The sequence below is a fragment of the Haemophilus influenzae genome (assembly GCF_003494325.1).
GTDB lineage: Bacteria > Pseudomonadota > Gammaproteobacteria > Enterobacterales > Pasteurellaceae > Haemophilus > Haemophilus influenzae_I.
The window spans coordinates 345,210-370,233 of record NZ_QQIK01000001.1 but is presented as its reverse complement, the minus strand read 5'-3'; the positions used below and the strand labels follow the sequence as shown (position 1 = coordinate 370,233).

Annotated in this window: 22 protein-coding genes and 1 pseudogene; 20 read left to right on the top strand and 3 right to left on the bottom strand. The window is 38.2% G+C overall.

The window, feature by feature from the left end; genetic code table 11:
• Positions 1–31 precede the first annotated feature (31 nt).
• The 10 genes and pseudogenes from DV356_RS01865 (at position 32) to nrfD (ending at position 10,261) form a co-directional block, all read left to right on the top strand.
• Positions 32–484: a DUF441 domain-containing protein gene (locus DV356_RS01865; RefSeq protein ID WP_012055383.1), complete on the top strand. Its 453-nt coding sequence runs from the start codon at positions 32–34 to the stop codon at positions 482–484.
• A complete protein-coding gene (locus tag DV356_RS01860) occupies positions 485–859 on the top strand; it encodes a DUF423 domain-containing protein (RefSeq protein ID WP_005693396.1) in 375 nt (124 codons plus the stop codon).
• Complete coding sequence (gene hrpA, locus DV356_RS01855; RefSeq protein WP_118806440.1) at positions 856–4,773, top strand: ATP-dependent RNA helicase HrpA; 3,918 nt, start codon at positions 856–858, stop codon at positions 4,771–4,773. The genes DV356_RS01860 and hrpA overlap by 4 nt, the downstream gene beginning before the upstream one ends.
• Before the next feature lie 8 nt (positions 4,774–4,781).
• On the top strand, positions 4,782–5,342 hold the full coding sequence (locus DV356_RS09915) for a hypothetical protein (RefSeq protein WP_239994837.1): 561 nt from the start codon (positions 4,782–4,784) through the stop codon (positions 5,340–5,342).
• The gene (locus DV356_RS09910) at positions 5,305–5,646 is read left to right on the top strand and encodes an abortive infection family protein (RefSeq protein WP_338322734.1); all 342 of its coding nucleotides are present in this window, start codon (positions 5,305–5,307) and stop codon (positions 5,644–5,646) included. Before DV356_RS09915 ends, DV356_RS09910 begins: the two co-directional genes overlap by 38 nt.
• Before the next feature lie 375 nt (positions 5,647–6,021).
• Positions 6,022–6,120, top strand: a pseudogene (locus DV356_RS10000) (DUF3418 domain-containing protein); the annotation flags it as partial.
• Between the two features lie 251 nt (positions 6,121–6,371).
• Entirely contained in the window at positions 6,372–7,898 is a 1,527-nt protein-coding gene (gene nrfA / locus DV356_RS01840) for an ammonia-forming nitrite reductase cytochrome c552 subunit (protein WP_005651712.1), read from the top strand.
• Positions 7,899–7,974: 76 nt separating this feature from the next.
• Positions 7,975–8,625 (top strand): cytochrome c nitrite reductase pentaheme subunit, encoded by a 651-nt coding sequence (nrfB, locus tag DV356_RS01835; RefSeq protein ID WP_112119084.1) that lies wholly within the window; start codon positions 7,975–7,977, stop codon positions 8,623–8,625.
• Entirely contained in the window at positions 8,622–9,299 is a 678-nt protein-coding gene (nrfC, locus tag DV356_RS01830) for a cytochrome c nitrite reductase Fe-S protein (RefSeq protein WP_040034623.1), read from the top strand. The genes nrfB and nrfC overlap by 4 nt, the downstream gene beginning before the upstream one ends.
• Entirely contained in the window at positions 9,296–10,261 is a 966-nt protein-coding gene (nrfD, locus tag DV356_RS01825) for a cytochrome c nitrite reductase subunit NrfD (protein ID WP_042593754.1), read from the top strand. Before nrfC ends, nrfD begins: the two co-directional genes overlap by 4 nt.
• A gap of 238 nt (positions 10,262–10,499) precedes the next feature.
• Here nrfD and pyrH read toward each other — a convergent pair whose 3' ends face one another.
• Positions 10,500–11,213 carry a UMP kinase gene (pyrH, locus tag DV356_RS01820; protein ID WP_005651708.1) on the bottom strand — a complete coding sequence of 238 codons (714 nt, stop codon included), beginning with the start codon at positions 11,211–11,213 and terminating at the stop codon, positions 10,500–10,502.
• Between the two features lie 130 nt (positions 11,214–11,343).
• On the opposite strand from pyrH, the gene DV356_RS01815 reads away from it, so the two are divergent.
• The 8 genes from DV356_RS01815 (at position 11,344) to DV356_RS01780 (ending at position 21,232) form a co-directional block, all read left to right on the top strand.
• On the top strand, positions 11,344–12,903 hold the full coding sequence (locus DV356_RS01815; protein ID WP_005665917.1) for a phosphoethanolamine transferase: 1,560 nt from the start codon (positions 11,344–11,346) through the stop codon (positions 12,901–12,903).
• A 127-nt stretch (positions 12,904–13,030) separates the two neighbouring features.
• Complete coding sequence (fabZ, locus tag DV356_RS01810; RefSeq protein WP_005685437.1) at positions 13,031–13,435, top strand: 3-hydroxyacyl-ACP dehydratase FabZ; 405 nt, start codon at positions 13,031–13,033, stop codon at positions 13,433–13,435.
• Between the two features lie 13 nt (positions 13,436–13,448).
• The gene (lpxA, locus tag DV356_RS01805; protein ID WP_005647756.1) at positions 13,449–14,237 is read left to right on the top strand and encodes an acyl-ACP--UDP-N-acetylglucosamine O-acyltransferase; all 789 of its coding nucleotides are present in this window, start codon (positions 13,449–13,451) and stop codon (positions 14,235–14,237) included.
• Positions 14,238–14,303: 66 nt separating this feature from the next.
• Positions 14,304–15,476: a lipid-A-disaccharide synthase gene (gene lpxB, locus DV356_RS01800; RefSeq protein ID WP_116945077.1), complete on the top strand. Its 1,173-nt coding sequence runs from the start codon at positions 14,304–14,306 to the stop codon at positions 15,474–15,476.
• The gene (rnhB, locus tag DV356_RS01795) at positions 15,469–16,062 is read left to right on the top strand and encodes a ribonuclease HII (RefSeq protein WP_118806439.1); all 594 of its coding nucleotides are present in this window, start codon (positions 15,469–15,471) and stop codon (positions 16,060–16,062) included. Before lpxB ends, rnhB begins: the two co-directional genes overlap by 8 nt.
• A gap of 215 nt (positions 16,063–16,277) precedes the next feature.
• Positions 16,278–16,781, top strand: coding sequence for a site-specific DNA-methyltransferase (locus DV356_RS01790; protein ID WP_118806438.1), 504 nt, complete (start codon positions 16,278–16,280; stop codon positions 16,779–16,781).
• Positions 16,672–18,480, top strand: a complete 1,809-nt coding sequence (locus DV356_RS01785) for a DNA methyltransferase (RefSeq protein WP_239994842.1) — start codon at positions 16,672–16,674, stop codon at positions 18,478–18,480. Before DV356_RS01790 ends, DV356_RS01785 begins: the two co-directional genes overlap by 110 nt.
• Positions 18,470–21,232 carry a DEAD/DEAH box helicase family protein gene (locus DV356_RS01780; protein WP_118806436.1) on the top strand — a complete coding sequence of 921 codons (2,763 nt, stop codon included), beginning with the start codon at positions 18,470–18,472 and terminating at the stop codon, positions 21,230–21,232. The genes DV356_RS01785 and DV356_RS01780 overlap by 11 nt, the downstream gene beginning before the upstream one ends.
• 110 nt (positions 21,233–21,342) lie before the next feature.
• On the opposite strand, the gene DV356_RS01775 is transcribed toward DV356_RS01780, so the two are convergent.
• Positions 21,343–21,684, bottom strand: coding sequence for a carboxymuconolactone decarboxylase family protein (locus DV356_RS01775; protein ID WP_005688340.1), 342 nt, complete (start codon positions 21,682–21,684; stop codon positions 21,343–21,345).
• Between the two features lie 111 nt (positions 21,685–21,795).
• On the opposite strand from DV356_RS01775, the gene DV356_RS01770 reads away from it, so the two are divergent.
• Entirely contained in the window at positions 21,796–22,692 is an 897-nt protein-coding gene (locus tag DV356_RS01770; RefSeq protein ID WP_105897932.1) for a cupin domain-containing protein, read from the top strand.
• Positions 22,693–22,770: 78 nt separating this feature from the next.
• A complete protein-coding gene (locus tag DV356_RS01765) occupies positions 22,771–24,615 on the top strand; it encodes an ABC transporter ATP-binding protein (RefSeq protein ID WP_118802483.1) in 1,845 nt (614 codons plus the stop codon).
• Between the two features lie 123 nt (positions 24,616–24,738).
• Here the strand turns inward: DV356_RS01765 and DV356_RS01760 are convergent, their stop codons facing one another.
• On the bottom strand, positions 24,739–25,017 hold the full coding sequence (locus DV356_RS01760; RefSeq protein WP_005651690.1) for a heavy-metal-associated domain-containing protein: 279 nt from the start codon (positions 25,015–25,017) through the stop codon (positions 24,739–24,741).
• Positions 25,018–25,024: the final 7 nt, after the last annotated feature.

The window sequence follows — 25,024 nt, the reverse complement described above, 5'->3', positions numbered from 1 at the left end:
ACCAAAATTTCCATTTTTTTAACCGCACTTTATGACATTACAACTCAATACCATTGCTCTATTACTAGTGATACTTCTTATTCTTGGCGTATTAAGCAACAACAGCGCAATTACCATTTCTGCTGCCGTATTACTGATCATGCAGCAAACTTTTTTATCTTCTCATATTCCTTTGCTCGAAAAATATGGCGTTAAAATTGGTATCATTATTTTAACCATTGGGGTTTTAAGCCCCTTAGTTTCAGGGAAAATTCAGTTGCCTGATTTATCAGGTTTTCTTAGTTGGAAAATGGCACTTTCCATTTCTGTTGGTGTGCTTGTGGCATGGCTTGCCGGCAAAGGTGTGCCTTTAATGGGCGAACAACCGATTTTAGTCACTGGCTTGCTTATCGGCACAATTATTGGTGTAGCATTTTTAGGTGGAATTCCCGTTGGCCCACTTATTGCTGCAGGTATATTAGCTTTACTTTTAGGGAAAATTTAAATGAAAAACAAATACCTTACTCTTGTTGCTTTAAGCGGATTCTTCTGTGTCGCACTAGGCGCATTTGCAGCTCATGGCTTAAGCCATATATTAGAAGCCAAAGCATTATCATGGATTGATACGGGGTTAGAATATCAAATGTTCCATACCATTGCAGTACTTGCCGTTGCATTATCTGCTTTACGTGACAACAAATTCGCCCGATTATCTATGTCTTCTTGGTTAATTGGAATCTTATTATTTAGTGGAAGTTTATACGCACTTGCTTTCGAAGCAAGCAATGTAATTGTATGGATTACGCCTATTGGTGGGACTTTATTTTTAATCGGATGGATTAGCTTAGCTTACGGAAGTTTCAAAAGTAAATCGCTATGAAAAACAGCTCGGTAAAACACACATTAACTCCCTTACAACAATCTCTTTTTTCTCAATTAAATGACATCATGCTGGTGGATCAACGTCGCTTATCCGCCCGCATTCGTGGTATTGGAAAAATTAAAAGCCAAGAGGCTCAACAAGCCGTTGCCGCTGAAATCCAACAGCAAATTGAACAAGCTAGATTACGTGTAGAACAACGGAAAAGTGCGGTACAAAATCCGATTGTTTTTCCAGAGAGTTTGCCGGTTAGCCAACGCAAAGTCGAAATTCAAAAACTGCTTTCTGAACATCAGGTCATCGTGGTGGCAGGGGAAACTGGTTCAGGTAAAACCACCCAATTGCCGAAAATGTGTTTGGAATTAGGTTTCGGCAATTTAGGCATGATTGGTCATACTCAACCACGCCGTATTGCTGCTCGTTCGGTGGCGGCGCGTATTGCGGAAGAACTGGAAACGGAGCTTGGTGGTTTAGTCGGTTATAAGGTTCGTTTTAACGATCAGATCAGTGATGATACGCAAATCAAGTTGATGACTGACGGGATTCTGTTAGCGGAAATTCAAAACGATCGTTTTCTCAATCAATATTCTTGTTTGATTATTGATGAAGCTCACGAACGTAGTCTAAATAACGATTTTATTCTTGGTTATCTGAAACAGCTTTTGCCACGTCGTCGTGATTTAAAACTTATTATCACTTCTGCAACCATTGATGTGGAACGCTTTTCTAAACACTTTAACAATGCGCCGATTATTGAAGTCTCAGGCAGAACCTATCCTGTTGAAGTGCGTTATCGTCCCGTAGTGGAAGAAGACGATCAAGATCAGCTACAAGGTATTCTGAATGCGGTGGATGAATTGCAAGCAGAAGGTCGAGGCGATATCTTGATCTTTATGAATGGAGAGCGTGAAATTCGTGATACCGCCGAAGCTTTACAAAAACAAAATCTAAAACACACGGAAATTCTACCGCTCTTTGCACGCTTGTCTGCGCAAGAACAAAATAAAATTTTCCATCCAAGTGGTTTAAATCGCATTGTATTGGCGACCAACGTCGCAGAAACCTCATTGACCGTACCTGGCATTAAATATGTGATTGACCCAGGTACAGCACGCATTTCCCGTTATAGCTATCGCACCAAAGTACAACGTTTACCGATTGAACCTATTTCACAGGCATCTGCTAATCAGCGTAAAGGTCGTTGCGGTCGTGTAAGTGAAGGGATTTGTATTCGTTTATATTCGGAAGAGGATTTTAATTCTCGTCCAGAGTTTACCGATCCTGAAATTCTGCGCACCAATTTAGCCTCCGTTATTTTGCAAATGACGGCATTGGGTTTGGATGATATTGAAGCGTTCCCATTTGTTGATGCGCCAGATAAACGCCATATTCAAGATGGGATAAAACTGTTGGAAGAATTGGGCGCGTTTGAAATGGTTCGCACCAAAGCGGGTGAAAAACGCCTATTAACTAGAGTTGGTCGCCAACTCGCTCAACTTCCAGTCGATCCGCGCCTTGCCAAAATGATCCTAAGTGCGGTCAATTTTGGCTGCGTTTATGAAATGATGATCATCGTCTCTGCGTTATCCATTCAAGATCCGCGCGAACGACCACAAGAAAAACAGCAAGCTTCCGATGAAAAACATCGTCGTTTTGCCGATAAAAAATCAGATTTCTTGGCTTTCCTCAATCTTTGGCGTTATCTACAAGAACAACAAAAAGAATTGAGTAAAAACCAATTCCGTCGTCAATGCCAAAAGGATTTCTTAAATTATTTACGCATTCGTGAATGGCAGGATATTTATCATCAAATTCGTTTAACCGTGCGTGAAATGGGCTTACCGATTAATTCCGAAAAAGCAGAATATCAGCAAATTCATACCGCACTTTTAAGTGGCTTGCTTTCTCATATCGGTTTAAAAGAAGCGGAGAAACAACAATATCTTGGCGCACGTAATGCCCATTTTGCAATTTTCCCCAATTCTGTGCTTTTCAAAAAACAACCGAAATGGGTGATGGCGGCAGAGTTAGTGGAAACCTCCAAACTTTGGGGGCGTATGGTGGCAGAAATCGAGCCAGAATGGATTGAGCCACTTGCCGAGCATCTCATTAAAAAATCCTATTCAGAACCGCGTTGGTCGAAATCTCGTGGTGCCGTGATTGCAGATGAAAAAGTCACGCTTTACGGTGTGCCGATTGTGGCTGTGCGACCAGTGAATTACGGTGCTATTGATCCAACGGTAAGCCGTGAGATTTTTATTCAATCGGCCTTGGTGGAAGGGGGTTGGAATACCAAGCATAAATTCTTCAAAGAAAATCAAAGGCTCGTTCAAGAAGTAGAAGAATTGGAACACAAAAGCCGCCGCCGCGATATTTTGGTGGATGATCGCACGCTTTTTGAATTTTACGATCAGCGTATTGGCACAGAAGTTGTCTCTCAAAAACATTTTGATACCTGGTGGAAAAAGGCGCAGCAAAAAGATCCTGAATTGCTTAATTTTGAACGTTCATTTTTGATCAATGATGATGCGGAACAAGTGAGCAAACTGGATTTCCCGAATTTCTGGCATCAAGGTAATTTAAAACTCAAATTGACTTATCAGTTTGAACCAGGTACCGATGCGGACGGCGTGACAGTACATATTCCATTGCCATTGCTCAACCAAGTGGAAATGACAGGCTTTGACTGGCAAATTCCAGGCTTGCGTGAAGAATTGGTGATTTCGCTGATTAAATCGCTGCCGAAATCTTATCGCCGTAACTTCGTACCTGCACCTAATTATGCCCAAGCTTTTTTAAGTCGAGCGGTGCCGTTGGAAAAACCATTATTAGATACGCTGATTTATGAATTGCGTCGTATGACTGGCGTCACCGTAGAAGCGGAACATTGGAATTGGGAACAAATTCCAAGCCATCTGAAAATGACGTTCCGTGTGGTGGATGAAAACGGTAAGAAAATCGCAGAATCCATGAATTTGGATGAGCTGAAATTCAACTTAAAAGATCGTGTGCAGGAAAGTATTTCTGCTGTGGCAGATGATGGCATTGAGCAAAGCGGGCTGCATATTTGGAGTTTTGCAGATTTACCACAATGTTACGAACAAAAACAACGAGGTTTCAGCATCAAAGCGTTCCCAGCCATTGTAGATGAGAAAGATGCCGTAGCTATCAAACTGTTTGAAACAGAGTTTGAGCAATCGGTGGCGATGCAGCAAGGTTTACGTCGTTTGTTATTGCTCAATGTGCCATCACCAATTAAATATCTTCATGAAAAATTGCCGAATAAGGCTAAATTGGGTCTGTATTTTACTCCGTTCGGTCGCGTATTGGATTTGATCGATGACTGTATTGCTTGTGCGGTGGATAAACTGATTGCCGATTTTGGCGGGTTTGTTTGGGATGAAGCAAGTTTTGAAAAATTGCGTGATTTCGTTCGAGAAAATCTTAACGAAGTGACCGTGGATATTGCGCAGAAAGTGGAGCAGATTCTTACTCTCACTTACCAACTTAACCAACGCCTTAAAGGCAAAATGGATTTCACGATGGCATTTGCATTATCCGACATCAAATCGCAACTTGCAAGTTTGGTGTATCAAGGTTTTGTGCAAAAGAGCGGTTATGATCGCCTACCAGATTTACAACGTTATCTGCAAGCCATTGATAAACGTATTGATAAGTTGGCTCAAGATGTAAACCGTGATCGTGCCGCGATGCTACGCGTGGAACAAGTGCAACAGGCTTACCAACAATTACTGGCTAAACTGCCAAAATCTAAACCGATTTCTGATGAGGTGGTGGAGATTCGTTATATGATTGAGGAATTGCGCGTAAGTTTATTTGCCCAGCAACTGGGGACGAAGTATCAGGTGTCGGATAAGCGGGTGTTGAATTTGATTGCAAATATTAGTAGCTAAGGTTTTTTATGAGTACACAGTTAATTCCACTAGAGATTATCGCTTTTTTATCTAAAGAGTTACCTCAATTTAATTCACATACAGAATTAGACATATTATTTTTATCTGCAGGTATACCATCGGATAGTATTCTTAATGAAAATAGGGAAAAAAAGGTTCAACGCAAATTATCAAATATAAATGATAATTGCTCAGAACCGATACAAAAATTAGAGATCTTGCTTAATGAAGCTACAAAACCTGTGACGGGAAATGATGTTTCCTTTGGATATCCAAAAACTCGAGAAGAAAAGAAGAAAACATTTAAAGAGAATATAGAAACAGAACTAAATAGGCATGGTTTCGCATATATTAATGGGAAAATCTTACCATCAAAATCGTTATCGCCTGCTAGTATCACTTTGTCTGATTTGATCAAAAATAGGAATGTGGAGTCAATAAATAGAGAATTTGATAGGGCGCTAGAAAATTTGAATACAAATCCATTAGATGCGATTTCTTCTGCATGTAATATTTTAGAGTCTATTTTTAATAGTTTATATTTCGGAGAAAGGTTTAAAACTACCTAATACACAAATATTAAAAGAATTATGGAAAGTAGTTAAAGAAGATTTTAAGTTTGGATTAAGTAAATTAGTACAAGACGATTTAAAGAAAATTAATTCTGGTATTACATCTATAATTGATGGTATAGCATCAATAAGGACACACGAAAGCTCAGCCCATGGGAGAGGCCCAGAATCCTATATTCCTGAGGTTAGACAGGCAAGGTTGGTTGTTAATGCCGCACACTCTTTAGCAGTATATATATTAGAAACATGGGTGGCTCAAGATAGTTTTCCACAATCGTCAGAACGTTTCAGAATAGGGTAAGTATTCTCCAAGATAGCCCCCACGATAGCGCGCGTCTCCCGACGAGTGCTTATTTTCAGATATCAGGGACACGCGTCAGGAGACGCGCGCCAGCGTAATCAGTAATATTTACTCAAAAAGTGCGGTCATTTTTTCAAACGTTTTTCAACCTCAAAAACACTTTCAAAATCTACCGCACTTGTGCTTATCAAAATCCCACATAAATCTTATTCCCCAATCCTTCTACAATATGTTGTAAAAAGGCAAGTGGCGGGTTGTAGTTACCTGATTCAAAACGACTGATAAAATTTGGGCGATGCAGTTTTCTGCAAAACCTTTTTTAGGTGAATTGCTGCTCTTGACATAATTTAATGATTTAACGAATAAATTTAATGCTTGATAGAAAAATTACGAGTCAGTTTATTTGCCCAGCAGTTAGGGACGAAATATCAAATATCAGATAAAAGAATAGCAAATATTATTAGTCAATACTAATGATAATAATACTCAAAATTAAGGCGGTTTTATACCGCCTTAATTTATTTAAAACAATAATATACCTCTTTTGGAGTATTTTAAAAGATAAGCTTGATCAAGCTCAAACTTTAGCATTCTGCGAGTAGAAAAACTTTTTTCTTTTGGTATCTTACGCTTGAATGAAAATATATCTACGTTTTGTATGGATATTAATAATAATTCTCAACTTTCTACTTAACCTTTTTATTACAACAAATGGAGTGATTATCGTGAACGCATTCAAAAAAAGCCTTATTGTGGCAGCGTCTTTCGCGAGTTTAAGCTTATTTAACTCAGCTACTGCTGAGCTTGTATATAAGCCATTAGAACAACCTGTTGAACCAGCAAAACCTGATTTGAAAATTGAATCTGTAAATGAAAAATTTGCAGAAAAATATCCAAATCAATATAACAGCTGGCGTTCTACAGCAAACGGCGATGGCGAAAACATTATTTATGCTGATGAAGAAAATCCGCGCCTAATCGTACTTTGGGGTGGTTATGCATTTGCAAAAGAATATAACGCACCACGCGGTCACTTTTATGCGGTAACAGATGTGCGTAATATTTTACGTACAGGTGCGCCAAAAACTGCAAATGATGGCCCTCAAGCTATGGCATGTTGGACATGTAAAGGTCCTGATGTTCCACGTTTAATCGCGGAATGGGGTGAGAAAGATTATTTCAATGCGAAATGGGCAAAGGGAGGGCCTGAAATCGTGAACTCAATTGGCTGTGCTGACTGTCACGACACAACCTCTAAAGATTTTGCTGAAGGCAAACCAGCATTACGTATTGCTCGCCCACACGTATTACGCGCCCTTGATGCTTTAGAAAAAGCCACTGCTGAAAAAGATAAAGCAGAAGGTCGCCCACACAACAATTTAAGTTTCAACACGGCGGCGCGTACTGAAAAACGTGCAGAAATTTGCGCAAACTGCCATGTTGAATACTATTTTGCAGGGGACATCAAGCAAGTAACTTTCCCTTGGGATAATGGTCAAACCGTAGATGATATTGAAAAATATTATGATGATATTGGTTTCACTGACTGGACTCACTCACTTTCTAAAGCACCAATGTTAAAAGCACAACACCCTGACTTTGAAATTTGGTCTTTAGGTATGCACGGTAAAAATGGGGTAACTTGTGTAGATTGCCATATGCCAAAAGTACAAGGTGCGGACGGTAAAGTTTACACCGATCACCAAATTCAAAATCCATTTGAGGCATTTGACAGCACTTGTGCAAATTGTCACGATCAAAGCAAAGAAAAATTACGCGATATTGTTACTTCACGTAAAAAAGAAGTGAAAGATGTAATGGGTCGTTTAGAAGACCAAGTTGTCAAAGCTCACTTTGAAGCAAAAGAAGCTTGGGACGCAGGTGCAACTAAAAAAGAAATGGAAGCAGCATTAATGGATATTCGTCATGCTCAATGGCGTTGGGATTACACTGCTGCAAGCCATGGTGGTCATATGCATGCGCCTGAAGTAGTACTTCGTGTATTAGCTTCTGGCTTAGATAAAGTAGCAGACGCACGTACTAAACTTGCTGTAATCTTAACTAAACACGGTGTGAAAACTCCAGTTCAAATCCCAGATATTTCAACTGCTGATAAAGCGTGGAAAGTAATGGGTATTGATATTGAAAAAGAACGTAAAGCGAAAGAAGAATTCTTAAAAACTGTGGTACCACAATGGGAGCAACAAGCTAGAGAAAAAGGCTTATTAGTTGATCCACCAGCACAAAAATAAATGAAAAATGCACCGCACTTTTTAGTGCAAACAGGAAAGTGCGGTGATTTTCAAGGTCAAATTTGAGGTAACCCAAATGAATTTAACTTCTTTAATCAACAAATCTGCAAAAGCGTTAGCGTTAATTGTGGCATTTGTAGCAGCGCCATTTTTGGCTTATGCGGATGATGCACAAAAACCTGCGGATCATGTTACTTATGAACCGCAATTAGATAACCAACGCGATCCTAATCAATATTGTGCTAAATGCCATAAATTCGACAAAATAGATAAAAACCAAACGCTAGATCGGTCTGGTGGCGAACTCCACTTTGGTAAATTTCACGGCGCACATTTAGATAAGAAAAATCCAAATAACGGTAAAGCTATTACTTGTGTAAGCTGTCACGGCAATATTTCCGAAAATCATCGTCGCGGTGCTAAAGATGTTATGCGTTTTGAAGGAGATATTTTCGGTAATAAAAAACCGATGTATTCCGTTCAAGAACAAAACCAAGTTTGTTTTGCTTGCCATCAACCTGACAAACTTCGTGAAAAATTATGGGCTCATGATGTACACGCAATGAAATTGCCTTGCGCAAGTTGCCATACTCTTCACCCTAAAGAAGATGCAATGAAGGGGATTCAACCAAAACAACGCGTTAAACTTTGTGTAGATTGTCATGGCGAACAACAAAAACGTAAAGCTGAACAAGATAAACTAATCAAACAAAAGGATAAACTATGACAGTCTGCTCACGCCGAAACTTTGTTTCTGGCATGGGGGCTGTGATCCTTATGACGGGAACATCTTTACCTTCTTTTGCAAAAGAAGACAAGGCGGATAAACCTAAACGTTACGCAATGATACATGATGAAAATGCGTGTATCGGTTGTACCGCCTGTATGGACTCATGTCGTGATGTAAACCAAGTGCCAGAAGGCGTTTCTCGCTTAGAGATTCTACGTAGTGAACCTTATGGGGAATTTCCAAATCAAGAATACGAGTTCTTTCGTCAATCTTGCCAACATTGTACAAATGCACCTTGTGTAGCAGTTTGTCCAACTGGTGCATCTTTTATTGATAAAGAGACTGGCATTGTAGATGTACATAAAGATTTATGCATAGGCTGCCAATACTGTATAGCAGTTTGCCCATATCGTGTACGTTTTATTCATCCAATACATCGTACCGCAGATAAATGTAACTTCTGCCGCGATACAAATCTAGCCAATGGTAAACAACCTGCTTGTGTAGAGGCTTGCCCAACCAAAGCATTAACCTTTGGGGATATGAATGATCCAACAAGTGCAGTTTCACGTAAAGTGAAAGAAAAACCGGTTTATCGCACTAAAGTGGAATTAGGTACACAACCAAACTTATATCACATTCCATTCCAACATGGGGAGCCTAGAAGATGACGTTAGATTATCCAGTTCCATTTCATACGCCTAATCTAGTGTGGGATTATACCATTGCGATCTACTTGTTTTTATTGGGGATCTCATCTGGTGCGGTACAGTTAGCAATTGCCTATAAACGCAGTAATAAACTAGAAAATCTAAGCCAAAACTGGATTATTCGATCTGGGGTAATTTTAGGGTCTGTACCAACATTAATTGGTTTAACGCTATTAATTTTCCACTTGACTCGACCTTGGACATTCTGGAAATTGATGTTTAACTATCAATTCAACTCCGTAATGTCGATGGGGGTCATGCTATTCCAAATCTATATGTTATTTTTAGTAATTTGGGGGGTAGTGATTTTCAAAAAAGAAATCGAAGCATTAATTAATCGCTTTATACCAAAACTGCAATTTGTGATGAAACTAATCGGTATTGCAGAACGTATTGTAAGTCCAGTCGAAGTTATTCTTTTCATATTGGCTGCTGTGCTTGGAGCATACACAGGGTTCTTACTTTCTGCATTGATTAGCTATCCAATGTTAAATAACCCCGTATTACCCGCATTATTCTTAGCCTCTGGCACATCATCTGGTATTGCTGCAACCTTCTTAATTATCTTAATTGCAGGAAAACTAAAAGGTGATTCTCACGAATCGCACTTCATCCACAAATTTGAAGTGCCAATTATGGTGACAGAACTTGGTTTGATTGTGTGTTTCTTCGTTGGATTACATTTTGGTGGCGGACAAAAAACAGTTGCCTTACATAATGCCTTATCTGGTTTTTGGGGAGCGATATTCTGGGTTGGAGTATTGATTATTGGTATCTTGATCCCATTAATCGCCAATATGTTTGTAAATGACCGTTTAAAATACAACCGTAACTTTATTATCTTGGTATCAATTTTTGACTTAATTGGGGTATTTTGTTTACGTTTCTTTATTTTATATGCGGGACAACTCACTGTAGCTTAAACTGAAATTTTATAAAAAATTAATCTGCATTCTAAAAGTTTGATTAACTTTCTCACTTATTAGAGTGCAGATTTTTATATCTAAATAATCCAACTATGAAGACTAAACAGAATTTACGAAAACTTTCATTCCTGCCGTAATGCTTTATTTAAATTAAAAAGACTAAACTCAATGAATTAAAAGTTTAGCCCTTAATTTAATTATGTATTTTCTTTAATATTATTCTTTTCAACATTCACTAACAAATAGTGGTGCCTTCTTCAGTACCAGTCACTACTTGACGTAATGCTCCAGGTTTACCCATATTGAACACTCTAATCGGCATGCCATGATCGCGAGCTAAAGTAAACGCCGATAAGTCCATCACTTTCAATTCTTTATCGATCACTTCTGCATAACTTAAATTTTTATAAAGTTTTGCATCAGGATTTTTCGCAGGATCACAATCATACACACCATCAACTTTAGTCGCTTTCAACACAACATCAGCTTCAATTTCAATACCACGCAAACAAGCGGTAGAATCAGTGGTAAAGAATGGATTTCCCGTTCCCGCAGAGAAAATGACTACGCGTTTTTCACGTAACATTTTGATTGCTTCAGACCAGTTATAAGTATCGCAAATACCATTTAATTGGAAAGCGGACATTAATTTTGCATTCACATCAGCACGGAATAAAGAATCACGCATTGCCAAACCATTCATCACAGTAGCAAGCATTCCCATATGATCGCCCACCACGCGATTCATCCCCGCTTTTGCTAGTTTTGCGCCACGGAATAAGTTGCCGCCACCAAGAACGACACCAACTTCCACGCCCATCTCCACTAATTCTTTAATTTCAACAGCCATACGATCGAGAATCGCAGGATCGATACCAAGACCATCTTCTCCTTGTAATGCTTCACCGCTTAATTTCAATAAAATACGTTTATAAATTGGTTGGCTCATTGTTTTTTCCTTCTGGCTTAAAAAATTGGCTTATTCTATAAAATAACCACTCAAGAGTGAAGAAGTTAAATATGGAAATTCTGAGTGAAAGGTGGATAATAGCAACATTTTCTTTTCAGGGAAGACAATGATGAACACGAAAAAAACAAGCCAAATTTTGCCCGCACTTTTTGCGGTGATTTGTGCCGCATTCGCAGGTTATTTTATTTTAATCGGTTCTGGAATGTTTACAGAACCAAGTGTGGCTCTCATTCTGCTTGCGACAATAACTATTCTCTTATTAAGCAGCAGTAAAAAATCCTTCTATTTTATTTTGCTACCGCTTGCATTACTACATGCTTTTTATACGCCTACGGGGCTAAATTTTGGCCCTCCAAGCTATCAATATATCGCCTCACTTTTCGCGACAGATATATTAGAAACGAAGGAATTTCTATTGCAAATCCCAGTGAGTAGTTACTTAATTGCTTTCGCCATTCCTATTTTGATTTTTCTTCAGTACAAAAGTGCGGTGAAATTTGGCATAAAATTTTATCGTAATAAAACATTTATTGCCTTGGCGACATTGCTTTTTGCTTACAACATGCCGCTTGCTGAACCGATTAAAGAAACGGTAAGTTCCACATTAAAAATTGTAGATGAAGTACAAAAACTAAAACAAATTTCTCAATCTGATAACTGGGGAAAATCAACATTAGAAAATTCACGCTATGATGATTATGTAATTGTACTCGGAGAAAGTGCGCGGAAAGATTACCACCATGCCTACGGCTATCCAATAGAAAACACACCCTTTATGTCTAACGCTAAAGGCACGTTGATTGATGGTTTTCGTTCAGCAGGAACAAATACCGTCGCCTCACTTCGTTTAATGCTAACCTTTCCTAACAAAGAAAAATGGGAACCCAATTACAGTTTGAGTTTAGTGGATCTCATCAAATCTGCAGGCGTAAAAACTTATTGGCTTTCTAATCAAGGGATGCTCGGCGAATTCGATACGCCCGTTTCATCCCTTGCATCAAAATCTGATGAAACCTTTTTCTTGAAAAAAAGCGGAAGCTTTAATTCGACTAACTTTAGTGACTTTGATTTATTACCCAAATTCGCCCAAGTATTAGAAAATTCTGTTCAAGGAAAACGTTTTATTGTGTTGCATATTTATGGTTCACACCCAATGGCTTGCGATCGTATCGAAGATTATCCAAAAATCTTTGATGATAAAGATCTTAATCCGAAATATGGTTATTTAAATTGCTATGTTTCATCTATTAAGAAAACTGACGAATTTTTAAAACGTGTATATGATCAGCTTGAAGAAAACGTGAAGAAAAATCACCGCACTTTTTCAATGATTTATTTCTCAGATCACGGTTTGTGCCACCAACAAGATGAAAAAAACAATATACTTTTGTTCAATCAAAACTGTTTCAGCCGAGAACATCATAATATTCCGCTATTCAAAATTTCATCAGATGATATGGAACGCAAAGAATATAAGGTGTTTAAATCAGGTTTAAACTTCTTAGAAGGAATCGCAAATTGGATAGGAATTAAAAATCCTCAATTAACGCAAACAGAAGATTTATTTTCTAACGAATCGGATAAAAATGACTTTGGATTGCAAAAACGAATTGATGAAAAATATCGTAAAGATGACGATCCTGCCATTGATATTCGCCCTAAACACTAGGCTATATTGAGTACGTTTTATTTTTAGCTATAAATATCGTATAATCCGACAGATTTTATTTGTTTATTTTTTGTAAGGTATCAACGTGTCAGAACAACAACCAAGAGTGATCGAATCAAAAGAAATTATGACTTTATTGCCACATCGCTACCCATTTTTGTTAGTGGATCGCGTATTGGATTTTAAAGAAGGCGAATGGTTAAAAGCGATTAAAAATATCAGCGTCAATGAACCTTGTTTCACAGGTCACTTCCCAGGCGAACCCATTTTACCGGGCGTTTTAATTTTAGAAGCTTTGGCACAAGCAATGGGCATTTTAGCCTTTAAAACTCTCGAATTAAAAGGCGGCGAACTATTCTACTTTGCAGGTATTGATGAAGCGCGCTTTAAACGCCCAGTATTACCGGGAGATCAAATGGAATTAAACGTTCAAGTGATTAAAGAACGCCGTGGTATTACTGCATTTACTGGCGTTGCCACCGTAAACGGCGAAATCGCTTGTGAAGCAAAACTAATGTGCGCTCGTCGTTAATTAAGGGGTAAATATGATCCACCCAAGTGCAAAAATTCATCCAACTGCCCTCATTGAAGAAGGTGCGGTAATTGGCGAAGATGTTTTTATTGGGCCTTTCTGTATTATTGAAGGCAGTGTTGAAATCAAAGCTCGCACTGTATTGAAATCTCACGTTGTGGTACGTGGCGATACCGTGATTGGCGAAGATAACGAAATTTATCAATTCACTAGTATTGGCGAAGTAAACCAAGATTTGAAATACAAAGGCGAAGCTACAAAAACCATTATTGGTAATAGCAATAAAATTCGTGAACACGTGACAATCCATCGTGGCACGATTCAAGGCTGTGGCGTAACCGCTATTGGCAATAACAATTTATTAATGATTAATGTTCACGTTGCGCACGATTGCCAAATTAAAAATAACTGTATTCTGGCAAACAATGCAACGCTTGCAGGTCACGTAGAATTAGATGATTTCGTGATTGTTGGCGGTATGTCAGCAATTCATCAATTTGTGATTGTTGGCGCACACGTTATGTTAGGCGGCGGTTCTATGGTAAGCCAAGATGTACCACCTTATGTTATGGCACAAGGCAACCACGCCCGTCCATTTGGCGTAAACTTAGAGGGTTTGAAACGTCGTGGTTTTGATAAACCAACTATGCACGCAATCCGTAACATTTATAAAATGATCTACCGTAGCGGCAAAACACTTGAAGAAGTGTTACCAGAAATTGAGCAAATTGCGGAAACCGATTCAGCGATCAGTTTTTTTGTTGAATTTTTCAAACGTTCAACTCGTGGGATTATTCGTTAATAAAACTTCTCCATTTTCAACCGCACTTTACACACCAAAGTGCGGTTATTTTTTAGGATAAATTTGATGAACAAAACAAATCCAACCATTGCTCTTGTTGCAGGAGAAGTGTCTGGCGATATTCTCGGGGCGGGATTAATACGCCAGCTCAAAGCACATTATCCTAATGCGCGCTTTATTGGCATTGCAGGCCCAAGAATGTTGGCTGAAGGTTGTGAGACGCTTGTCGATATGGAAGAGCTTTCAGTCATGGGCTTAGCTGAAATTTTGAAACATCTTCCTCGTCTGTTGAAAATTCGTAAAAATGTCATTCAAACTATGTTGCAAGAAAAACCTGATGTTTACATCGGCATTGATGCACCTGATTTTAATTTGGATGTAGAACTTAAACTAAAAGCGAACGGAATTAAAACTATTCATTACGTTAGCCCCTCTGTATGGGCTTGGCGTCAAAATCGCATCCATAAAATTGCCAAAGCGACCCATCAAGTTCTAGCCTTTTTGCCTTTTGAGAAAGCCTTTTACGATAAATTTAATGTGCCTTGCCGTTTTATTGGGCACACAATGGCAGATGCTATTCCACTCAAACCAAACCGTGCCGAAGCCTGCCAAACGTTACAGATTGATCCCGCACAACGCTATTTAGCAATCTTAGTTGGAAGCCGTGGTTCAGAAGTGGAATTTCTGGCTGAGCCTTTCTTAAAAACCGCTTTATTATTAAAAGAACAATTCCCAGATTTACAATTCCTCGTGCCTTTAGTGAACGAAAAACGACGAATTCAATTTGAAGCCATTAAAGCTAAAATTACGCCAAATCTAGACCTGCATTTAATTGATGGCAATGCACGACAAGCAATGATCGCAGCTGATGCAACATTGCTTGCTTCAGGGACAGCAGCACTTGAAGCAATGCTTTGTAAATCCCCCATGGTAGTTGGCTATCGAATGAAACCACTGACCTATTTCTTAGCAAAACGTTTAGTGAAAACCGATTATATTTCTTTACCAAACTTGCTTGCGAATGAAATGCTTGTTCCTGAAATGATTCAAGAAGAATGCACGCCAGAATTGCTTGCTGAAAAACTATCTGCTTATCTTTCAGATGATGAAAGTGCGGTAAAAAATCGCCATGTTTTAATTCAGCACTTCACGGATTTACACCAAAAAATTCAATGCAATGCCGATAAGCAAGCGGCTCAAGCGGTCATTGATTTATTAGAAGGAACAAAAAATGTTTGAATATCCACAAGGCTATAAATTGATCGCTGGCGTTGATGAAGTTGGGCGAGGCCCTCTCGTTGGGGCGGTTGTCACGGCTGCCGTCATTTTAGATCCTCATAATCCAATTGAAGGATTAGCTGATTCTAAAAAACTTTCAGAAAAAAAACGTTTAGCCCTTGCTGAAGAAATCAAAGAAAAAGCCCTTGCTTGGGCATTAGGTCGAGCTGAAGCTGACGAAATTGACAAGATAAATATCCTGCAAGCCTCCTTGCTGGCAATGACTCGAGCGGTAAAATCTTTAAAAATTCAACCGCACTTTGTGTTGGTTGATGGCAATAAGATCCCAAAAGATTTAGATATTCCAGCGCAAGCCGTCGTAAAAGGCGATAGCCTTGTGGCAGAAATCAGTGCCGCTTCTATTTTGGCGAAAGTAGCACGAGACCAAGAAATGGAAGAATTAGACAAGCAATATCCAGAATACGCTTTTGCCCAGCATAAAGGCTATCCGACCAAATTACATTTGGAAAAATTAGCTGAACTTGGTGCGTTACCGCAACATCGTCGTAGCTTTGCCCCAGTGAAAAAAGCACTAGAACAGTTTTAGAATGCTAATTTGGTTTAACAAAGGCTGTGTTTTAATACTGTGTTAATGCTTTCACTAAAATCTGATGCAGATAAACAAAATTTTTTGACCTCGGTTAGTCAAAGAAAACAGGTTAAGAGAGTAATTAAACCTGTACGGTCGATAAATATACCTAAACACTCTGCTATTCCTTTGTAATAGCACATTAAAATAATGACTTATGAGGATTGATAACGATGAAGACAGACATTCAAACCGAATTAACCCAAGCCCTACTATCACACGAAAAAGTATGGGCAAACGAAGAAAAAACCATTTTAGCCAAAAACATTCTGTTGGATTTGGTGGAAAAAACCGACCCGACCATCATCGGTTTGTTATTGGGGAATGATGATTTAAAACGCCATTTCTTTGTGGAAGTGAATGGTGTTTTGGTGTTTAAATTGCAGGATTTTCGTTTTTTCTTGGACAAACACCGCATCAATAATTCCTACACAAAATACGCCAATCGCATTGGCTTGACGGACGGCAACCGCTTTTTGAAAGACAGTTCGGATATTGTGTTGGATTTTCCGTTTAAAGATTGTGTGTTAAATGGCGGACAAAGCACCGAAGAAGGCGAAGAAATTTATTTTAAACGCAATAACAACCAGCCAGCCAGCCAGCCAGCCAGCCAGCCAGCCAGCCAGCCAGCCAGCCAGCCAGCCAGCCAGCCAGCCAGCCAGCCAATTATACACTAAATTAACCCGAAAAAGACAAGAAATCTTTTTTAATCAAACCCTTGCTTTTGATGAAATTGACCGACTTTTTGACGCAAAAGCATTCTCAAAATTCTCTCGCCACACCGCAGATGGCAAACAACCCGTTGGCGAAATCAAACGCCATTTTGACGGCACGCCAGCCGAAAATCTCATTATCAAAGGCAATAATCTGATTGCCCTACATTCGCTTGCCAAACAGTTTAAAGGCAAAGTAAAGTTGATTTATATTGACCCGCCATACAATACAGGGGAAGACAGTTTTAAATATAACGATAAATTTTCACATTCTACTTGGCTCACTTTTATGAAAAACCGCTTGGAAATTGCGAAAACATTGTTGGCTGATGATGGTGTGATTTTTGTTCAATGCGATGATAAGGAACAGGCTTATTTAAAAGTTTTATTGGATGAAACTTTTACAAGAGAAAATTTTATAAACTGCATTGCTGTAAAAATGTCAGAGCCATCAGGTAACAAAATGGCACATACATCGCATAGACTACCAAAGATAAAGGAATATATTCTTATCTATAAAAATAAAAATATAAAATTAAACCCTATTAGAGAGCAAAAATCAGAATGGGACGATGAGTACAATATTTTTTTAGAGAATTTTACTCAAGAAGATAAAAAATTTATTGATTTAATAGTAAATAGCCAAACAGAAAATAAAGAAATAAATGGTAATACTTTAAAAGAAATTGATATTCTTTTAAAGAAAATATCTCCTATTTCAGTTAATCAAAAATTAGCCCAATTAAATATTAAAGATAATGAAGTTATAAAATGGAAACTAGATAATGCGTATAGAATTGTAAGAACAGCAGCTAGTAGTAGCGTAAAAAAATTAGCAGATGAAAAAAAGGGAAATTGCCAACAACAATTTTTTTCAGTTATTTCTAAACGAGATAGATTATTGTATATCGTCAAGTCAGATTACTCAAAAGATGCAAAAGCACCACGAGTGCAGGTTTTGTTTGCAGAAGATTATTTGAGTATTAGTTTATGCGATTTATGGACAAATATAAATACCACAGGACTAGAAGCAGAAGGAAATGTAGAGTTAAAAAATGGTAAAAAGCCAGAAAGTTTAATTGAAACCATCATTAAACTAGCAACCAATGAATCCGACATCGTCCTAGACTACCATCTTGGCAGTGGCACAACCGCCGCCGTTGCTCATAAAATGAACCGCCAATATATTGGCATTGAACAAATGGATTATATTGAAACGCTTGCCGTTGAACGCCTGAAAAAAGTGATTGATGGCGAGCAAGGCGGTATTTCCAAAGCCGTGAATTGGCAAGGCGGTGGTGAGTTTGTCTATGCCGAGCTTGCTCCATTTAACGAAACTGCAAAACAACAAATTTTGGCTTGTGAAAATTCAGACGACATCAAAACACTATTTGATGAATTATGCGAACGCTATTTTCTAAAATACAACGTCAGCGTGAAGGAATTTAGTCAAATTATTGAAGAACCTGAATTTCAATCTTTGCCATTAGACGAACAAAAACAAATGATGCTTGAAATGTTAGATTTAAATCAAATGTATGTTTCATTATCCGAAATGGATGATGAACAATTTGCAGGATGCTTAAATGATGACGATAAAGCGTTAAGCCGTGCGTTCTATCAATTGGTAAAACATCAAGCGGAGAAAAAAGATGGCGAATGATAAAACGTTGTTTGAAGTAATTGAAAACCGCAAAGCTGTGTATTTGGAAGACGGAGATGATGAAAAATACAGGCTGCCTGAATTTGTAGAACGCAATTTAAAATATCCGTTTTTTGAATGGCAAAAATCGGCTTTAGAAAACTTTGTAATTTTTGACCGCACTCCAAAATTAAAGGACTTCCCCGATATCAAAAACCGCCCTACCCATTTGCTATTTAATATGGCAACAGGTGCAGGCAAAACGATGATGATGGCGGCATTGATTTTGTATTATTTTGAGAAAGGATATCGGCATTTTTTGTTTTTCGTCAATCAAAATAATATTGTGGATAAAACGGAAAATAATTTTATTGATCCGACGCACGCAAAATTTTTGTTTACCGAGAAGATTTTGCAGGGCGATACGGTAATTCCTATTCGCAAAGTGGAAACATTTAGCCCACATTCAGACGGCATTGAAATTAAATTTACCAGCATTCAAAAACTGTATAACGATATTCACATCGAGCGAGAAAACCAAACCACATTGGCGGATTTGCACAAATTGAACCTTGTGATGCTGGGCGATGAAGCGCACCATTTAAACGCTCAAACCAAAGGCAAAAAACAAGGCGAATTAGATTTAGAAAAGGAAATGAACGACCGTACCAGCAATGCCGAAATTGAACGTAAAGGCTGGGAGCATATGGTTTTGGAATTGTTACTCAATAAAAATGGCAATCCTAGCCAAAATGTGCTGTTGGAATTTACCGCCACACTGCCTGAAAATGCTGACGTGCAACAAAAATACGCTGATAAAATCATCACAAAATTTGGCTTAAAAGAATTTTTGCAAAAAGGTTATACCAAAGAAATCAATTTGGTATCCAGTACACTGGGCAAAAAAGAGCGAGTATTGCACGCTTTATTGTTTGCCTGGTATCGCCATCAAATCGCATTGAAATATGGCATTGCCAATTTCAAGCCTGTGATGTTGTTTAGAAGTAAGACGATTGATGAATCAAAAGCGGATTATTTGGCATTTTTAAATTGGGTAGAAAATGTGCAAGCGGATGATTTTTCGTTTTTAACGACATTTTCAACAAGCTTAAACGATAGCGATAACGCCAACGAACAAGGCAAAACCCGCACCGAACAAGCCTTAAAATTTATGCAGGAAAATGGCTTTGAGTTTGTGCATTTGGCAAATTGGGTAAAACAAAATTATCAAAAACATAATGTGATTATTACCAACTCCGAGACCAACAAAACCAAAACTGAAAAAACCGACAGCGAAACCGAAAAATTGCTAAACAATCTGGAAGTGGCTGATAATCCGATCCGTGCCATTTTTACGGTGGATAGATTAACCGAAGGTTGGGATGTTCTGAATTTATTTGATATTGTGCGTTTGTATGAAGGGCAAAACGGTGGCGGTTCAAATAAAAAATCGGGTAAAACGGCTGCCGCTACCGTATCGGAAAAACAGTTGATTGGTCGTGGCGTGCGTTATTTTCCATTTTCGTTTGAAGATAAACAGCCGAATAAACGCAAATTTGACAATGACATGCAACACGAATTGCGTATTTTGGAAGAATTGTTTTATTACACGCACGATGAGCAATCTCGCTATATTTCAGAATTAAAAGCAGAACTTCGCAAAGATGGCTTTATTCCCGAAAACGATAAAGACAAGGTTTTAACCACCTTCAAACTAAAATCTGAATTTGCAGATGATGAAACTTTTAAAAACCTATTGATTTGGGCAAATCAAAAAGTAAAAAATCCCAATGCTAAAGCCAATAATGCAGACAGCCTAAAAGCCAATCCGCAAACGCTTTCATTCCAAATTCACGGCAATCAATTGTTGCAGGAAACGCAATTTACAGCCGATGAAAATGATGAAACCGCCCGACAAATCGGCACACAAAATAATTTTACTCAAACCATAAAAATGAGTGAAATGGAGCGGCACATTTTCAATAAAGCATTACATATCAAAGGGAAAAATAGTCAATCTTTATTCCATTTCAACCGTTTGCAAAGCAAGCTCGACATTCAAAATCGCAATGAATTGCAAAATAACTTGTTGAAAGACTGGCAAATTGAATTTTTAGGATTAGGGCAAGACAAACAGGTTCGCCCGGATGATAAACTTGCAGGCTGCCTGAAAATCTTGGAAATGGTTGAAAAGCATTTGAATGAAAGTGATAAGCCATTTATCGGTACAAAAGAATTTACACCTAAAAAATTGTGGGAAATTTTCGGCACGCCAAAACAAAAATGGGTCAAAAAAGATGATATAAAAACTGCTATTGCCATGCAAAATGATTGGTATGTGATGGATAATTTTGCTGGAACAAGTTTGGAAGAAGCGTTAATTCAATTTATTTCAGAGCGTTTGGGCGATTTGAAATCTAAATATGACGTTCATTTAATCCGCAATGAAGAAGTGTTTAAATTGAATAACTTTGCCGATGGTGAAGGATTTATGCCGGACTTTGTTTTATTGCTGAAAGATAAACAAAAATCTTCTTCCAATGGTGTGAACGACTTTTTGCATTACCAAATTTTCATTGAACCCAAAGGCGAACATTTAGTGGAAACTGATAGGTGGAAAGAAGCTTTTTTAAAATCAATCACAGTGGAATATGGGAAGGATAAGATCCTGCAAAAAGATACACCGCATTATCGTTTGATCGGTTTGCCGTTTTTTACTGATCATCAGAAAAATGGACAATTTACGGAGTTATTCCCTTTAGGAGAGACATAGCTTGAAAAATAGAGTGGTGTATTATTAAAACACAGCCTTAACAAAACAAGGGAGCATTAAAAAATGCTCCCTTTCTCTTAATCAACTTAACTTTATGGAATGATGAGTAATTAAGCTTTCTGTACGCTATATGCTTCTAATGCACGTAAAGAATAAGTATAAGCTGCACCTGCATTTAATGCGATAGCTGTTGCTAATGCAGCAGCAACTTCAGCTTCGCTTGCGCCAGCTTTTACCGCTTCTTCTGCGTGTGCACTAATACAGCTTTCACAACGCGTTGTTACAGCAACTGCTAATGCGATAAGTTCACGAGTTTTAGCGTCAAGCACATTGCCCTCTGCAGCTGCCGCGCCTAATGCTTGGTAAGCTTGTAACATTTTAGGGTGTTGTTTACCCAATTCACCAAATGATTTTTTAACGTGAGATGTGTGTTCTTTCCAATCTGTAAACATAATGTTCTCCTAAATATATTGAATTAATAACCAACTGGTGTGGCAAATTATAGGCGGATTAGATTATGATACTTGCTTATTTATCTCAATTTTTATCGCTAACATCTCATTATGGACTATTTAGATAAACTTACCCATTTAGCACAAGTGCGTGGAGAAATTAATATTCGCTGTGAATTTCAAGGCGAATGGCAAATATCTCATCAAGAAAAGGATGTAGGAAAAGGCATATTCCATCTTATTGAACAAGGCGAGTGCTGGCTTACACTAAATGAAAAACAATTTCATTTAAAAGAGGGAGATATTTTTTTTCTTCCTCAAAATCAACCGCACTCTATGCATTATTCAGCAAATAAAAGAGCGGATATTCCTACAAAAAAAAGTCATCAAGGATTATTTGAGTTACATCAGATTGGACGAGGTACACCAGATTTAAAAATGTTTTGCGGTAATTTTTATTATCAACAAGATGCGCTTCTTACAGCATCAATGCCTGAATATTTACATATAAATTTATGCGACACGACAATTCATCCTTTAGTACAGCTTTTTTTACAAGAAGCGCAAAAAAATGATGCGGGTACGAAATCCGTCGTTGATGCACTTTCAAATGTACTTTTAATTTATATTTTACGTCACGCCATTCAACAAAATTTAATTGAACAAGGCATCTTATTCGCCTTACAAGATAAGCGATTAAATACTGCACTGATAGCAATATTACAACAACCTCAAAATGATTGGCATATTGAACAATTAGCTGAACTTGCAACAATGTCTCGTGCAAACTTTATTCGTGTTTTTCAACAACAACTTGGTATGTCGCCAGGACGTTTTCTCACGAAAGTGCGGTTACAATCTGCGGCGTTTTTATTAAAACAATCACAACAATCTGTGCTTGCCATTGCTTTAGAAGTGGGGTATCAATCAGAAGCACATTTTTGTAAAGTTTTTAAAAATTACTATCAACTTTCGCCAAGCCAATACAGAAAATCTGTCAGCCTATAAATTGATGCGTTTTTGCGCTATAATAATACGCACTTCTAAAAGGCAACCTGCGTTGCCTTTTCTTTTTAAGGAAAAGATATGTTTAACAAAATTTTTTCGTGGTTTGAAAACCGTTTAAATCCCTATCCAGAAAGCAATCCAACAACACCTAAAAAAGGTTTGTTCCGTTTTATTTGGTCTAGTATTGCAGGAATGAAAGGTTGGATTCTCTTGCTCGCGATTTTAACCGTCGGTACAGGTGTAATGGAAGCCGTATTATTCCAATTTATGGGGACGCTTGTAGATTGGTTAGGCACATTTACACCTGAAAAATTATGGCAAGAAAAAGGTCATTTATTAATTGGAATGGCTACCCTATTACTTATTAGTATTGTGTGGGGATTTTTAGCTTCCGCCGTGCATTTACAAACCTTACAAGGCGTATTTCCAATGCGATTACGTTGGAATTTCCATCGTTTAATGCTTGGACAAAGTTTAAGTTTTTATCAAGACGAATTTGCAGGTAGAGTATCCGCAAAAGTGATGCAAACTGCCCTTGCAGTACGTGACACAGTACTTACACTTGCAGATATGTTCGTTTATGTATTGGTATATTTTATTACCTCTGGCGTAGTTCTAGTGGCATTAGATTCTTGGTTCTTATTACCATTCATTACTTGGATTATACTCTTCGGTTTGATCCTACGAACCCTCATTCCTAAACTATCAAAAACTGCACAACGACAAGCTGATGCTCGTTCTTTAATGACGGGACGTATTACAGATGCTTATTCCAATATTGCTACAGTAAAATTATTTTCTCACGGCTCGCGTGAAGCCACTTATGCCAAGCGTTCGATGCAAGATTTTATGGTAACAGTACACGCTCAAATGCGTTTAGCAACATCACTAGATACGCTCACTTACGCTACAAATATTCTACTTACATTAAGCACCGCAATACTTGGCATTATTTTATGGAAAAATGGTCAAGTTGGTGTGGGTGCAATAGCAACGGCAACTGCAATGGCATTACGCGTAAACGGGCTTTCTCGTTGGATTATGTGGGAATCAGCCCGATTATTTGAGAATATCGGCACCGTAAACGATGGAATGAATACTTTAACCAAACCTCATACCATTGTAGATAAACCACAAGCATCGCCGTTACAAGTGAAACAAGGGGAAATTAAGTTTAACGATATTACCTTTGCTTATGATCCAACAAAACCATTGCTCAATCGCTTTAATCTCACTATCAAACCAGGGGAGAAAGTCGGGTTAATCGGTCGTTCTGGTGCAGGAAAATCAACGATCGTGAACTTGTTGCTGCGTTTCTATGAAGCACAACAAGGCGAAATTACCATTGATGGACAAAATGTACTCAATGTGCAACAAGAAAGCCTACGCAGCCAAATCGGTTTAGTGACTCAAGACACTTCTCTGCTACATCGCTCTGTTCGTGACAATATTATTTATGGACGCCCTAATGCCACAGATGAAGAAATGGTTTTAGCTGCTGAAAGAGCGGAAGCGGCTGATTTCATTCCATTCCTCACTGATGCTCAAGGTAGAAAAGGCTATGATGCTCATGTTGGAGAACGCGGGGTAAAACTTTCTGGTGGTCAGCGTCAGCGTATTGCTATTGCTCGTGTCATGTTAAAAGATGCGCCAATTCTATTGTTAGATGAAGCCACAAGCGCACTGGATTCTGAAGTAGAAGTGGCAATACAAGAAAGTCTCGATAAGATGATGGAAAATAAAACTGTGATTGCCATTGCCCATCGTTTATCCACCATCGCAGCGATGGATCGCCTAATTGTGCTCGATAAAGGACAAATTGTTGAACAAGGTACGCACGCTGAATTACTAGAGCTCAATGGCTTATATGCTAAACTTTGGAATCATCAAAGTGGCGGATTTTTAAGCGGAAGTGCTGAATAATATTGCGTTTATCATATTTAATTAATTGCACTGTAATCAAACTAATTAAAAAATTAGTCTAATTTAATAGCTAAAGAAAAGTGCGGTAAATTTCACCGCACTTTTTTGCTAGATATTTAGCGTTTAATTCACGACTTCAGCAGTATATTTCAGCTTGTGAATCGCATCGAATAATTGCTGGTTTGTGACTTTTGGATCTTCCACAACCGTCACTAAACCATCTTTAATAGATGCTTTTGTTGAAATAACGCCATCGATATTACGCAGTTCTTTATTGACTAAGTAAGCGCAAAGCTGGCAATTCATTTCTTTTACTTTTAGCACAATTTGTTTGGTTTCATTCGCATGAGCGAAAGAAATTGCAAACAGCGAAAGCAAAAGTGCGGTACATAATTTCTTCATTTTTATT